Genomic DNA, 12,952 nt, shown 5'->3' with positions numbered 1-12,952 from the left:
GCCGTTCCGGAGCGTCGCTCCCGGAACGGCCTCTCCGGCACGCGCCGGACCGGATCAGGCAGGGTGGGCGGCCACCCGGAACCCGATGTTGCCGGTCGAACTGTCGGGCGTATTGGAACTGCGCGCGGCCACCCGGTAACGGTTGCAGTAGGAGTCGTGGCACAAGTACGAACCGCCGCGCATCGCCCGTGCGGTCTCCTCACCCGGTGTGAACCAGTCCGCGCACCACTCCCAGACGTTGCCGACGGTGTTGTAGAGCCCGAAGCCGTTGGGCCGGAAGGACTTCACCGGCGCGGTGCCCGCGTACCCGTCCGCGGCGGTGTTGAGCACCGGGAAGTCGCCCTGCCAGATGTTGCACATGTGGCGGCCGTCGGGCATGAGCTCGTCTCCCCAGGGGTAACGGCACTGCTCCAGGCCACCGCGTGCCGCGTACTCCCACTCGGCCTCGGTGGGCAGGCGGGTCCCGGACCAGTCGCAGTATGCCTGGGCGTCGTGCCAGGACACGTGGACGACGGGGTGGTTCTGCCGGTCGGTGACGTGCGAGCCGGGCCCTTCGGGGTGGCGCCAGCTGGCCCCTTCCACCGCCCGCCACCACGGGACGGCCGCCACGGACGGGGAGACCGCGGCGACCTCCTCGGCGAGGAAGGCCCCGAAGGTGAAGGAGAAGCCGAAGCGCTCAGCCTCGGTGGTGTGGCCGGTGGCCTTGACGAAGGTGGCGAACTGGGCGTTGGTCACGGCCGTGGCCGCGATACGGAAGGACTCCACGGCCACCTCGCGGACCGGCCCCTCGGCGTCCGCGGGGAAGCCCTCCGGGTCGTCCGTTCCCATGAGGAAGCTGCCGCCGGGCAGGCTGAGCAGCTGCCGGGCCACGCGGGAGAGCGGCGGTGTGGGGGGCGGTGGGGCGAGGGTGAGCGTCGGGGCGTGGGCGTGGCCGGGGGTGCAGCATGCGGGCATGACGGCTCCGTCGGGACGGTAGGCGGCCGGGCGCCCGTGCCTCGCGGTACGGGCGCCCGGCCGGGGGTGCGGGTGTAGGTCAGGCCACGCGGTCGGCGGCGAGCTGGGCGGCCAGAGCGGGTATTCCGAGGGCCTGCTCCTCGGCCGGAGTGGCCTGGTACAGCTTGTTGATCAGCTGGTACGGGTCGCCCTCCAGGTCGTAGTACTCGCGGAACTTCACCTGGCCGGTACCGGACACGGTCCCGTTCGCGTCGGTGGTCAGGTCGTAGTACTCGGTGTACTGCTTGTCCTTGGCCACGTACGAGGACCAGGTCGGTGCCCCGCCGGTGCCGGTGCCCTGCTTCCACCACTCCACCAGCAAGTGGTCGCGGCTGTAGGAGGAGAGCAGGGAGCGGCCGTCCTGGGGTGCGGCGGGAGTGATGCCCGCCGCGTCGAGGATGGTCGGCGCGATGTCGATGTTGGCGACGATCCGGTTGTCCACGGTCCCCGCCCCTCGGCCGCCGGCCGGCCAGGAGAGGTAGAACGGCACCTCGTGCGCAGGGCGGTACGGCACCGACTTGGCGGTCCAGCCGTGGTCGCCCCAGCTGAACCCGTTGTCACCGATGTAGATGACGAGGGTGTTGTCGAGCTGGCCCAGGGCCTGGAGCTTGTCCTTGAAGGCCTGCACCGCGTCGTCGACGGAGAGCAGCGTGCGCAGTTGCTCGGCGCGGATGGCCTGACCGTCGGCGAGGGTGCCGGTGGCGTTCCGGATGTACGCCGGTTTGTCGCTGCGGTCGTTCTCGGGGACCGACGGCCGGCCGTTCCAGTCCGGTACGGGGGTGCCCGCGTATTTCGCCTCGGGGGTGCGCGGGCCGTGGGAAGCGTAGGGGGTGACGTACGCGAACCAGGGCCTGGTGTCGGTGGCGGCCTTGTCGAGGAAGTTCAGCGTGCGGTTCTTGATGATGTTCGTGGTGTAGCCGTTGATCGTCTGGACGGTGCCGTTGACGTTCCACTGGGCGTCGACGTAGCCGGGCTGGAGGAGGGCGAACTCCTCGAAGTGCGGCGGGTTGTCCGCGAGGGTCCAGGAGTTGAGGTACTTCCCGAACAGGCCGGTGCGGTAGCCCGCCTGATTGAGGTACTTCTGCACGGTGGTGCTCTGGTCGAGGGCGTGGGAGGCGCCGTTGTTGCGGACGCCGTGGTTGTGGGCGTGGCGGCCGGAGAAGACGCTGGACCGGGACGGCGCGCACAGCGGGGTGGTGACGTGGCCGTTGGTGAACTTCACGCCCTGGTCGGCGAGCCAGGCGACGGTCTTGGGCAGGGCCCACTCGGTGTGTTTGGGCTGGTCGTCGGTGACGATCAGCAGGATGTTCGGTCGGCCGGCGGCAGCGGCGGGACCGGCTCCGGCGACCTGCGCGAGGGCGGGTACGGCGGTGGCGGCCGCCACGGCGGCGGCACCGCCGAGAAAGCCGCGGCGGCTCACCGGGGATCGTCTGTTCTCGCTGTTCTCGCTCATGATGTCCATTCCTCCTGGGTGCGTCGGCGCATGGAGGCACGGCAGGGCGGGCGGCCGGAAGCCGCCGACTGCGGTGCGGAAGGGGAAGAGACGGGAGTCAGGCAGGGGCGCCAGGTGGGGATCCCGTGGGGAGGAGGCGCGTTCAGCGCGCCGGGACGACCGTACACAGGGCGCTCGCCAGGCGCCCTTGGTCGACGTGGCGGCGCGCAGTGAGGATTCCTGCTGCCATGGCGATGAGACTAGGTGAACCGGAACCGCGGTTCCATGTACAGCAGATGAAATGGGAAGCGGGCCGTGGGGCGCCGGCGCAGCCACGGTACCCACCTGTCGCAGGCCAGGGGTACTCACTTCTCTCCGCGTCACGGAGGTGATCCCTATGCGTACCAGCGTCGGCCGCGGCCGCATCTACCGCCGCTGCGGCTGCAGGAACACGCAGCACCACCAGCTCGGTGCCCACTGCCCCACGACTGCGGCACCTGGCCGCCACGATCACCATCCCCGCCGGACACATTGCGGCCACCATGGCTCCGGATACACGAAAGGCCGCCCTCTCACGGATGAGAGAACGGCCTCCGACCTGCGAAAACGCTGGTCGGGACGACAGGATTTGAACCTGCGACCCCTTGACCCCCAGTCAAGTGCGCTACCAAGCTGCGCCACGTCCCGGTGCCGCTGACCTGGGGTTTCCCCCGGCTCAACCGGCACGAGAACCATACCGCACTTCCGCGGGTGGTTGCGCGCGCCTTTCCCGGGCGGCGGGACCTGACGGACGCGACCGCGGGCGCTTGACCTCAAGCGCGCTTGAGGTCACATGGTTCCTGTATGACACACGCAACCGCGGAGCCCGGCTTCCGCTACGAGGACCTGGGCCGCCTGATGGCCCTCATGACCGGGGACGAGAAGCACGGGCCCGCCGCCACCTCCACCCTCGACGTGCTGTGGGTGCTGTACGACCGGGTACTGCGCGTGGATCCCGCGAGCGCGGACGAGCCCGGCCGGGACCGGTTCCTGCTGTCCAAGGGGCACGGGCCCATGGCCTACTACGCCGTGCTCGCCGCCAAGGGCTTCCTCCCCGTGGACTGGCTGCCCGGATTCGGCACCTTCGACTCCCCCCTCGGCCACCACCCCGACCGGGTCCTGATCCCCGGCGTGGAGATCGCCAGCGGCTCCCTCGGGCACGGGCTGCCGCTCGCCGTCGGCAGCGCGCTCGGCCTGCGGGCGCAGGGGCTCCACGAGCCCGCCGTCTGGGTGCTGATCGGGGACGCGGAGCTCGACGAGGGCAGCAACCACGAGGCCATCGCCTACGCCGGCTCGGCCGGGCTGGAGGCCCTGCACACCGTGGTCGTCGACAACGACTCCGCCACGCACGGCTGGCGCGGCGGGATCGCCTCCCGCTTCGAGGCCGCGGGCTGGAGCACGGCCACCGTCGACGGGCGCGACCACGCGGCACTGCACGCCGCGTTCACCACACCGCACCCGGGCCGGCCGCACGCCGTCGTCGCCCGGGTCGAGAAGAAGTTCTGAGGGGAAACGTCATGGACACCATGCGGGAGCGGTTCATCTCGGTCACGTCGCGACTGCTCGACGAGGACCCCCGGCTGGCCCTCGTGCTCGCCGAGATCACCATGGACGGGTTCCGGCCCGCGCAGCGGCGCCACCCCGACCGAGTGATCAACGTCGGGATCCGGGAGCAGCTGCTCATCGGCGTGGGCGGCGGACTGGCCCTCACCGGGCTGCGGCCGGTGGTCCACACCTTCGCCAGCTTCCTGGTGGAGCGGCCGTTCGAGCAGGTCAAGCTGGACTTCGGGCACCAGGACACGGGCGGGGTCCTGGTCAGCTCCAGCGCCAGCTACGACTGGCCGGCCGGCGGCTACACCCACATGGCCCCGGGCGACGTGGCCCTGCTGGACACCCTCGACGGCTGGACCGTGCACGTGCCCGGCCACCCCGACGAGGCGGAGGCCCTGCTGCGCCACGCGTACGCCGCCGGGGACGACCGGGTCTACGTCCGGCTCTCCCAGATGTCGAACGCCGCTCCGCGCCCGGGGGCCGACGGGCTGCGGTTCCAGACCGTGCGGGAGGGGCGGGCGGGGGTGGTGCTCGCCGTCGGCCCGATGCTGGACGGCGTCCTCGCGGCGACCGAGGGCCTTGACGTCACCGTGCTGTACGCGGCCACCGTGCGCCCCTTCGACGAAGCGGTCCTGCGCGCCGCCGTGGCCCGGGCCTCGGCCGACGTGGTCCTGGTGGAGCCGTACCTCGCCGGGACCTCCGCGGCCGCCGCCGGGCAGGCGCTGCTCGACGTCCCGCACCGGGTGCTGCCGCTGGGGGTGGGCCGCGCCGAGCTGCGCCGGTTCGGGACCATCGAGGAGCACACCGCCGCCCACGGACTGGACGCCGGCTCGCTGCGGCAGCGGATCACGGCCTTCCTGGGCTGAACCCCCTCCGCGAGCCGGGCGCGGGCGGCCTCAGGCCGGGCGGTCCGCGCGCGCCTGGAGCAGCTCCGCGAGCTCCGCGGCGAGGGCCTTGACCGTCGTCAGCCCCGCCAGCCCCCACCGCCGGGGCACCACGTCCACCGCGCACACCGTGCCGAGGACGATGCCCCGCCGGTCCGTGAGCGGCGCGCCCAGGTAGGAGCGGATCCCGCTCTCGTCCACGACGGCGTTGCCCGCGAACCGCGCGAAGTCCCGTACGTCCTCCAGGACCAGGGCCCGCCGCCGCACCACCACGTGCGGGCAGTAGCCGTGGTCGCGGGGCAGCACCCGGGCGGGGTAGCCGCTCGCGGCCGCGTCCGGGCCGTGGTGCAGTCCGGCGAAGAACTGGCGGTCCTCGCCGACGAAGTTGACCCCCGCGTACGGGGCCTCCAGGGTCTGCGCGACCCGGCGGGCGAAGGCGTCGAGTTCGGCGTCCACCCGGTCCCCCAGGTTCATCTCGCGCAGCCGGACCACCCGTGCGGGCGCCTCCCGGTCCACGGGGGTGAGCAGCAGATGTCCGGTCGATTCATAGCGGTTCATGGCGGTTCCCCCGGTGCGGAGTGGTGTGCGTAGGCGTGCTGGACTGCCGGACGGGGCCCGGCGGAGCGCCGGGCCGTGGTCAGCAGGTGGTGGACGAGGGCGGCCAGCGTCCGGGTCCCGGAGCCCGTCAGGCGCGCGTCGCAGCGGACGACGGGAACCTCCGGGCCGAGCCCCACCGCCTCGCGGACCTCCTCGGCCGTGTAGCGGTGGCCGCCGTCGAACTCGTTGACGGCGACGACGAAGCCGATGCCGCGCCGTTCGAAGAAGTCCACGGCGGGGAAGCAGTCGGCGAGGCGGCGGGTGTCGACGAGGACGACGGCGCCGAGCGCGCCCGCGCAGAGCTCCTCCCACAGGAACCAGAAGCGCTGCTGGCCGGGCGTGCCGAACAGGTAGAGGACGTGGCGGTCGTCGAGGGTGAGCCGGCCGAAGTCCAGGGCCACCGTGGTCGCCGTCTTGGCCTCCACCCCGTCGAGCGGGTCGGCGGCCGCGCCGATCCCGCTCAGCAGTTCCTCCGTGCACAGCGGCTCGATCTCGCTGACCGCGCCCACGAAGGTGGTCTTCCCCGCCCCGAACCCGCCCGCGACCAGGATCTTCAGGGTCGCGGGCAGGGCCGGGGCCTCAGAGCCGCCGGCGAAGGCCATCGAGCACCGCCCTCAGCAGGGTCTGGTCGTCGGCGGCGAAGGACCCCCCGCCGCCCGGGAACCTCGGGGCCTGCGCGCGCACGGCCCCGTACTCCATCAGGTCGGACAGCAGCACCTTGACCACCACCGCCGGCAGCCGCAGGTGGCCGGCGACCTCGGCGACGGTCACCGCCGGAGCGGCCGCGCAGCAGCGCAGGGCGAGGACGTGCTCGGCGCCGAGCGGGACCCTGGGCCGGACCCCGGTGGCGCACACCAGCGACAGCAGGTCGAGGGCGACGGCGGGCCGGGTACGGCCGCCGCTGGCCGTGTACGGGCGCATGACCCGGCCGGCCGAGTCGTCCAGCCAGGGCGTGTCGCGCGGCCCCCCGGCCCCGGGTCCCCGCGCCCCCTTCGCCCAGACCCTCATCGCCCGGCTTCGGCGTCGGCGACGGGGCGGCGCGGCGGGGCCGCGAGGTAGGGCCGGACGCTCTTGACCAGCATGGCCATCTCGTAGCCCAGTACGCCCGCGTCGGCCTCCCGGTCCGCGAGGACGGCCAGGCAGGTGCCGGAGCCGGCCGCGGAGACGAAGACGAGGGCGGTGTCGAGTTCGACGACGACCTGGCGGACCTCGGCGCCGTCGCCGAAGCGGGCGCCGGCGCTGCGGCCGAGGGAGTACAGGCCGGACGCGAGGGCGGCCATGTGGTCGGCGCTGTCGGAGTCCAGGCCGTGCACGCAGGTGACCAGCCCGTCGTTGGTCAGCAGCACCGCGGCGCGCGTGTACGGGACGCGCTGGACCAGTCCGCCGAGCAGCCAGTCGAGGTCCGAGAGGCTGCCGGTCTTCGACAGCGGCTTCGTCTCCGTCTGCGTCTGTGTCTGCGTCGCCACTTCGCCGGCCATGGGGGTGTGCTCCTTGCTGGGGTTCGTGCGGGTGTACACGCGGGGGGTCATGTCTGCTGCTCGGACGACTGGGCGAGGCCGAAGCCCCGCTGGAAGGCCGCCATCAGGCCGGGGTCGTGCACGGGCCGTTCGGCGTCCCCGTCCGGGCGGCGGGGGGCTGGGGTCTCGCGCAGCTGCGGTGCGAGGTGCGTCTGGGCCCGGCGCCGGGGCAGCGCCGGCCGGTCGTCCCGGTCCGCGCGCGCGGCGGGGATGCGGCGCGGGAGGGGCGCCGGCCGTGTCCCGCCGTCCCCGGCTTCCTCGCCGCGGGCCCACACGGGTGCGTGTGCGGTGCCCGGGGCCGCGAACCCCTCGGGGGAGGCGGGGACCAGGCCGAGGTCGAGGGTGTGCCCGGGGTCGGGGATGCGGCCGGCGGCCCCGGTGCCGTGGGCGTCCACGGACCGGCCGGCGCCGGGAGCCGGGCCGGAGGCGGGGGCGAAGGCGGGGGGCCCCGCGTCCCCGCCGGGCTCCGCGCCGGAGGCGGACACGGGGCCCGCGTCCCGGGACCACCAGGGATCCGGTGCGCGCAAGGTCTCGGCGGGCCGGCCGGGGCCGGCTGCCGCGGTGCCGCCCGCGCCGGGCGGGGGTGGTGGGGCGGCCCGTCGCGGACCGGGGGCCGGCGGCTCGGTGAGGCGGGCCGGTTCCAGGGGCGGGGTGGTCTCGGCCGTGCCCCAGGAGGTGGCGCGGGAGCCGCCCAGTGCGTCGGCGGCGCCCGGGGCCTCGGCGCCCAGCAGGCCCTGGGGCAGGACCAGGACGGCGAGGACCCCGCCGTAGATGTTGGACTTCAGCTCGACGGCGATCCCGTGCCTCCGGGCCAGTGCCGAGACCACGAACAGGCCGATCCGGCCGTCCGCCAGCAGGTGCCGGACGCTGACCTGGTCGGGGTCGCCCAGCAGGGTGTTCATCCGGTTCTGCTCCTGCGGCGGCATGCCCAGCCCGCGGTCCTCCACCTCCACCGCGATCCCGGCGGTGACCCGCTCCGCGCGCACCACGACGTCGGTGTCGGGGGCGGAGAACACCGTGGCGTTCTCCACGAGTTCGGCCAGCAGGTGCACCACGTCGGCCACGGCGTGCCCGCGCACGGTACCGCCCGCCGGGGGCACCACCTTGACCCGCGTGTACTGCTCCACCTCGGCCACCGAGGAGCGCAGCACCTCGCTCAGGTCGATCGGCCGCGTCCACTGGCGCCGGGAGGCGGCCCCGCCGAGCACCGCCAGGTTCTCGGCGTGCCGGCGGATCCGGGTGGCGAGGTGGTCGACGTGGAAGAGCTGCCGGAGCAGGTCGGGGTCCTCGACCGTGTCCTCCAGCTCGTCGAGGAGGGAGATCTCACGGTGCACCAGCGACTGGAGCCGGCGCGCGAGGTTGACGAAGACCTCCACCTTGCGGTCGCTGTCGCTGGGCGCGGCCGGGGCGGCCAGCCGTACGAGCGCTTCGTGCGCCTGCTCGCGGGCGCCGCGCAACTCCTGTGCCAGCAGCCAGAACTCGTCCACCCGGGCCGGACCCGCGGCCTCCGGCGGCACGGTGCCCCGCCCGGCCCACACGGGGCGCGCCGGCCGCTCGCCCCGTTCCAGGCGCTCGGCGGTCGTACGCAGCTCCTGGCGGCCGCGCATGCTGGAGCGCCGCAGCGCCTCGCACCGGTCCCGGACGGCCTTGGCGGCGCGCTGGGCCCCCAGCAGGGCGGCGGCGAGCGCCCCGACGGCCAGCAGGGCGCAGCCCGCGAGCACCGGCCAGAGCCGCGCGTCCCGGTGTCCGGCGCCGCCGCCGAGCTGCAGGGTGAAGATCACCGCGGCGGTGCCGCTGAGCGCGGCGGCGAGCGTGGGCAGCACGGCGGCACGGACCAGCTGGGGGCGTATCTGCCGGCCGGGACCCGTGGCGGCGTGTCTCGACGGGGCGTGGCGGGCGGCGCGGAGTCCGGACATCGGCGTCCTCGGTACGTGGGGCCCGGCCCCCGGATCCAGTTCCCGGGGCCCGGTGTTGATCACCGGATACCCAAGCTAGACCGCACGCTCCCACGACCGTTGCCGAGTTGGGGAACTTCGCCGGGCTGCTTCCCGCTCCCGATGGAGCGCTCGCACGACAGCCCGAATGCGCCGGGAGCGCGCACGCCCCTGCAGGTCGGGGCGTGCGCGCTCCCGGGTTCACGACCCGACGGCCTCCGGTTCCCCTAGTCCGGCCGCCGGCGCCGGCGCCGGATCGAGGACGCCCGCCGCGGCGGGCGTGTCCGGGGTGGCCGGGGTGTCCGCTGGGGTCACGGGGCCCGCGACGTAGGGGCGCCACCAGGGTGCGGCCGGGACGTCGGGGGCGCCCGGTTCGAAGGGCCGGCCGGGGATGGGGAGGGCGATGGCGGCGCCCTGGGCCACGGCGGCGGCCACGGTGCCCTCGCCGGGCTCGTCCCACGGGTGCGGGGCCAGGTTGAAGGTGCCCCAGTGGATCGGCAGCATCGTGCCGGACGGGGCGCCGCCCTGGAGGTCGAGGTGGGCGCGCATGCCTTCCTCGGGGGTCATGTGGATGTCGGGCCAGTACTCCGAGTAGGCCCCGATCTGGATCATCGTGGCGTCGAAGGGGCCGTGTTCGGCGCCGATCTCCTTGAAACCGGGGAAGTAGCCGGTGTCCCCGCTGTGGAAGATCCGGTGCTCCTCGCCCGCCACCACCCAGGAGGCCCAGAGGGTGGACTGCTGGTTGCGCAGGCCGCGCCCGCAGAAGTGGCGGGCCGGGGTGGCCGTCAGGGAGAGGCCCGCGACCTCGGTGGACTCGTTCCAGTCGAGCTCGCGCAGCCGGCCCGGGGCGACGCCCCAGCGCTCCAGGTGCGCGCCGACGCCCAGGGGGACGGCGAAGACCGTGCCGGTGCCGGCCAGGGCCTTGATGGTGGGCAGGTCCAGGTGGTCGTAGTGGTCGTGGGAGATGACCACGACGTCGACCTCGCCGAGGGAGGCCAGCGGTACCGGCACGGGGTGCAGCCGCTTGGGTCCGGCGAAGGGGAAGGGGGAGCAGCGCTCGCCCCAGACGGGGTCGAAGAGCACGCGGCGGCCGTCGATCTCGGCGAGCACGCTGGAGTGCCCCATCCAGGTCAGGCGCAGTCCGCTCGCCGGCGGCTTGGCCAGCTCGGCGAGGGTGGTGGGGTGGACGGGGACGGGCGCGCCGGGGTTGCGCCGGATCCGCTGCTCCTTGTGGAAGTAGATCTTGGCGAACTCCAGCATCGAGCCGGAAGGCCTGGTCCGGGCCCCCACCGGGTTCTGGAAGACGCCGTCGGCGAAGTTCGGCGAGCTCAGGATGCGCTCCAGCCGCGCGCCGGACGGGTCCGCGCCGAAGGCTTCGGGCCGCAGGGCGCGCAGCCGGGGACGCAGGGGAAGGGAGCCGGTCAAGGCGCCTCCTGGGTAGTGCGGGTGGGGTGGGGCGGGTTACGCCCACGACCATCCCAACGCGCACCGGCCTCCCAGGATTCCGCCCGGCCGTTTCCCCCCGGCCGCCGTCCGGATGCCGGGCGGCTTCCCGCGCCCGGCCGCCGGCGTCCTGCTCCCCCGGTCCGGCAGCCGGTCCGGGCGGGACCGGGGCCGCGCCCGGCCGGGACCAGGCCCGGGCCGGGCCCGGGCCGGGCGGGACCAGGCCCGGGCCTGGTGGGCTACAGCGGGAGCAGGTCGGGGCGCTTGGCCTCGACGTTGTCGCCGGAGGACTCCCCGCGCAGCCGCCGCCCGATCCAGGGCACGAGGTATTCGCGCGCCCACTGGATGTTGTCCCGGGTGACGTCCACGGACCCGCGCGGCGCGGCCGGCGGCCAGGGCTGGTCGGGGTCGGCGGGGACCTCGTACCCGAGGACCTGCGCGGCGCGCAGCGCGACGCGGGTGTGCCCCTCGGGCGAGAGGTGGAGGCGGTCGTCGTCCCAGGCCCGGCGGTCCTGGACGGTCTTGAGCGACCACAGGTCGAGCACCGGGCAGCCGTAGCGGTCGGCGATGGCGCGCACGTGGGCGTTGTACGTCGCGATCTTGCCGCGCAGGTGCTTGAGGACGGGCACGCCCCGGGTGTCGAAGCCGGTGGTGATCATGACGAGGCCGACGGCGCCGGTGAGGTCGGCCACGGCCGCCTCGAAGCGCTCCGCCACGTCGTCGGGGTCGCTGCCGGGCCGGATGATGTCGTTGCCGCCCGCACAGAAGGAGACGAGGTCGGGGGCCAGTTCCTTGGCCCGCGGAACCTGCTCCTCCACGATCTGGTCGAGCACCTTGCCGCGCACCGCGAGGTTCGCGTACCGGAAGTCGTGCTCGTCGCGCTGATCCGCCAGGAGTACGGCGAGCCGGTCGGCCCAGCCGAGATACGAATCCCCGGGTCCCGGGTCCCCCACGCCTTCGGTGAAGCTGTCCCCGATCGCCGCGTACGAGCCGATGGTCTTGAGTGTCGTCTTCGTCGCTGCCACGGGAACCCATCCTTCACCCCCGTCGCCAACCTACGCCAACGTAATGAGGGGTTGACGGACCGTGATCTATACCACGCGGGGGATAAGGAATAAGTACACGCGGGGCCGGAACCCCCCTCGGGTCCCGGCCCCGCGCGTGCCGGCGCTCCGCCGCACGGGCGGTCGTCAGACGCTGACGCCCTTCGAGCGGAGGTAGGCCAGCGGGTCGATGTCGGAGCCGTAGGACGGACCCGTGCGGATCTCGAAGTGGAGGTGCGGGCCGGTCACGTTGCCGGTGGCGCCCGAGAGGCCGATGCTCTGGCCGGCGGTGACGGTCTGGCCCGTCGAGACGTTCAGCTGGGACAGGTGGCCGTACTGGGAGTACTTGCCGTCGGCGTGCCGGATGACGACCTGGTTGCCGTAGGCACCGCCCCAGCCTGCGGAAACCACGGTGCCCGCGCCGACGGCCCGGACGGTGGTGCCGGTGCTCGCGATGAAGTCGACGCCGGTGTGGTAGCCGGAGGACCACATGGCGCCCGGGGTGCGGTACTGGGTGGAGATGCCGCCGCTGACGGGGGCGACGAACCCGGCGGCGCTCGCGGGCGCGGACTGGGCGGCCGGCGCGGACTGCTTCATTCCGCGGGACGGGGCGGCGGAGCCCTTCAGCGGCGCGGCGGCGGAGGAGCCGGCGGTGCCCGGTCCGGCGCCGTCGTCCTCGGCCGGGGCGGCACCGGCGGTGTCCGCGCCGGCCGCCGGAGTTCCGCTCGAGGACTCCTCGGCCGGCGCCGCAGCCGGCTTGGGGGCGGGGGCGGCGTCCCCGTCGAGGGTCAGGCGCAGGCCCGGGTGGATGAGGGAGGGGTCGTCACCGACGGCCTCGCGGTTGGCGGCGTACAGCTGCTCCCAGCCGCCGGAGAGGCCGCGCTCGGCGGCGATGGTCGAGAGGCAGTCGCCGGGCACCACCGTGTAGACGGCCGGGGCGGCCTGGGCGGCGGCCGGGGCCGCGGCGGGAGCCGCCGTCCGGAACGCCTCCGGAGCCTGGACGGGAGCGGCGGCCGGGGTCACGGCGGCCGGGGCGGCCGCGTGGGCCCCCGCGGCGCCCATCAGCGGCAGCGCGAGGGCCGCGCCCCCGGTGCCGGCGAAGGCCAGGCCGCGGGATATGGAACGGGACTTCGGACGGCGGTGCTTACCCTTTCCGGGCATGGCGAATTCCTCTCCGGCGCCTGCGAGGTGAGCTGTCGGGTTCGGACTGGAGATGTCCGGCCGTACGGGTACGGCTTCACCCCGAGCCGCGCCGGATTCGGTCCGGCCCGGCGGCCTGCATGGGTCCCCCGCTCCTGCCGCGCGTCTTGGTCGGGTGCGGTTCCCGGGCGGCGGCAGGATTAGGCGGTCCACCCGGATCGCTCGCGAAGGTAATCCAGCGGAGGCACGGGCAACAAGCCGTGAATTCCCTGACGGAATAGCAGGCATGAGGGATCAACGGAATTCCGGTCACCCTGCGTCCATTCCGGAACGGCAACGGCCGCCCCGGCATGGGAATTCGCGTTTCACGATCAGGCAC

General features: G+C 74.2%; 12 protein-coding genes, 1 tRNA gene and 1 riboswitch. Of the genes, 2 read left to right on the top strand and 11 right to left on the bottom strand.

Translation table 11 applies throughout. The annotated features are described in order from the left end of the window. Positions 1-54 precede the first annotated feature (54 nt). The 3 genes from BX286_RS30150 to BX286_RS30140 all read right to left on the bottom strand — a co-directional run bounded on the left by BX286_RS30150 (position 55) and on the right by BX286_RS30140 (position 3,112). On the bottom strand, positions 55-954 hold the full coding sequence (locus BX286_RS30150; RefSeq protein WP_100862439.1) for a formylglycine-generating enzyme family protein: 900 nt from the start codon (positions 952-954) through the stop codon (positions 55-57). A gap of 79 nt (positions 955-1,033) precedes the next feature. Further along, positions 1,034-2,446 (bottom strand): sulfatase, encoded by a 1,413-nt coding sequence (locus BX286_RS30145; protein ID WP_121017768.1) that lies wholly within the window; start codon positions 2,444-2,446, stop codon positions 1,034-1,036. Between the two features lie 589 nt (positions 2,447-3,035). After that, a tRNA-Pro gene (locus BX286_RS30140) sits at positions 3,036-3,112 on the bottom strand. Positions 3,113-3,268: 156 nt separating this feature from the next. Here BX286_RS30140 and BX286_RS30135 point away from each other — a divergent pair. Beyond that, positions 3,269-3,970, top strand: coding sequence for a transketolase (locus BX286_RS30135; protein WP_079430651.1), 702 nt, complete (start codon positions 3,269-3,271; stop codon positions 3,968-3,970). Positions 3,971-3,981: 11 nt separating this feature from the next. Next, the gene (locus tag BX286_RS30130) at positions 3,982-4,881 is read left to right on the top strand and encodes a transketolase family protein (RefSeq protein ID WP_100862444.1); all 900 of its coding nucleotides are present in this window, start codon (positions 3,982-3,984) and stop codon (positions 4,879-4,881) included. A gap of 30 nt (positions 4,882-4,911) precedes the next feature. Here BX286_RS30130 and BX286_RS30125 read toward each other — a convergent pair whose 3' ends face one another. The 8 genes from BX286_RS30125 to BX286_RS30090 all read right to left on the bottom strand — a co-directional run bounded on the left by BX286_RS30125 (position 4,912) and on the right by BX286_RS30090 (position 12,594). Further along, positions 4,912-5,457 carry a GAF domain-containing protein gene (locus BX286_RS30125; RefSeq protein WP_079430649.1) on the bottom strand — a complete coding sequence of 182 codons (546 nt, stop codon included), beginning with the start codon at positions 5,455-5,457 and terminating at the stop codon, positions 4,912-4,914. Next, positions 5,454-6,098: an ATP/GTP-binding protein gene (locus BX286_RS30120; RefSeq protein ID WP_079430648.1), complete on the bottom strand. Its 645-nt coding sequence runs from the start codon at positions 6,096-6,098 to the stop codon at positions 5,454-5,456. The genes BX286_RS30125 and BX286_RS30120 overlap by 4 nt, the downstream gene beginning before the upstream one ends. Continuing rightward, complete coding sequence (locus BX286_RS30115; protein WP_121016866.1) at positions 6,076-6,504, bottom strand: DUF742 domain-containing protein; 429 nt, start codon at positions 6,502-6,504, stop codon at positions 6,076-6,078. Before BX286_RS30115 ends, BX286_RS30120 begins: the two co-directional genes overlap by 23 nt. Beyond that, entirely contained in the window at positions 6,501-6,974 is a 474-nt protein-coding gene (locus tag BX286_RS30110) for a roadblock/LC7 domain-containing protein (RefSeq protein ID WP_261993655.1), read from the bottom strand. Before BX286_RS30110 ends, BX286_RS30115 begins: the two co-directional genes overlap by 4 nt. A 47-nt stretch (positions 6,975-7,021) precedes the next feature. Continuing rightward, on the bottom strand, positions 7,022-8,929 hold the full coding sequence (locus BX286_RS30105) for an ATP-binding protein (protein WP_121016865.1): 1,908 nt from the start codon (positions 8,927-8,929) through the stop codon (positions 7,022-7,024). Between the two features lie 219 nt (positions 8,930-9,148). Then, on the bottom strand, positions 9,149-10,372 hold the full coding sequence (locus BX286_RS30100; RefSeq protein WP_079430646.1) for an MBL fold metallo-hydrolase: 1,224 nt from the start codon (positions 10,370-10,372) through the stop codon (positions 9,149-9,151). A gap of 257 nt (positions 10,373-10,629) precedes the next feature. Beyond that, the gene (locus tag BX286_RS30095; RefSeq protein ID WP_079430645.1) at positions 10,630-11,415 is read right to left on the bottom strand and encodes an SGNH/GDSL hydrolase family protein; all 786 of its coding nucleotides are present in this window, start codon (positions 11,413-11,415) and stop codon (positions 10,630-10,632) included. Between the two features lie 165 nt (positions 11,416-11,580). After that, positions 11,581-12,594 (bottom strand): M23 family metallopeptidase, encoded by a 1,014-nt coding sequence (locus tag BX286_RS30090; RefSeq protein WP_121016863.1) that lies wholly within the window; start codon positions 12,592-12,594, stop codon positions 11,581-11,583. Positions 12,595-12,598: 4 nt separating this feature from the next. Then, positions 12,599-12,757, bottom strand: a riboswitch (cyclic di-AMP (ydaO/yuaA leader). Positions 12,758-12,952 lie beyond the last annotated feature (195 nt).

Origin of the sequence: Streptomyces sp. 3211.6 (assembly GCF_003634815.1) — a bacterium.
Taxonomy (GTDB): Bacteria; Actinomycetota; Actinomycetes; order Streptomycetales; family Streptomycetaceae; genus Streptomyces; species Streptomyces katrae_A.
This window is presented reverse-complemented; position numbering and strand designations above follow the sequence as displayed.

Excerpts from the sequence above, each read along its gene's own strand:
- BX286_RS30150 (WP_100862439.1), bottom strand. The coding sequence starts at position 954 with ATGCCCGCATGCTGCACCCCCGGCCACGCCCACGCCCCGACGCTCACC.
- BX286_RS30145 (WP_121017768.1), bottom strand. The coding sequence starts at position 2,446 with ATGAGCGAGAACAGCGAGAACAGACGATCCCCGGTGAGCCGCCGCGGC.
- BX286_RS30135 (WP_079430651.1), top strand. The coding sequence starts at position 3,269 with ATGACACACGCAACCGCGGAGCCCGGCTTCCGCTACGAGGACCTGGGC.
- BX286_RS30130 (WP_100862444.1), top strand. The coding sequence starts at position 3,982 with ATGGACACCATGCGGGAGCGGTTCATCTCGGTCACGTCGCGACTGCTC.
- BX286_RS30125 (WP_079430649.1), bottom strand. The coding sequence starts at position 5,457 with ATGAACCGCTATGAATCGACCGGACATCTGCTGCTCACCCCCGTGGAC.
- BX286_RS30120 (WP_079430648.1), bottom strand. The coding sequence starts at position 6,098 with ATGGCCTTCGCCGGCGGCTCTGAGGCCCCGGCCCTGCCCGCGACCCTG.
- BX286_RS30115 (WP_121016866.1), bottom strand. The coding sequence starts at position 6,504 with ATGAGGGTCTGGGCGAAGGGGGCGCGGGGACCCGGGGCCGGGGGGCCG.
- BX286_RS30110 (WP_261993655.1), bottom strand. The coding sequence starts at position 6,974 with ATGGCCGGCGAAGTGGCGACGCAGACACAGACGCAGACGGAGACGAAG.
- BX286_RS30105 (WP_121016865.1), bottom strand. The coding sequence starts at position 8,929 with ATGTCCGGACTCCGCGCCGCCCGCCACGCCCCGTCGAGACACGCCGCC.
- BX286_RS30090 (WP_121016863.1), bottom strand. The coding sequence starts at position 12,594 with ATGCCCGGAAAGGGTAAGCACCGCCGTCCGAAGTCCCGTTCCATATCC.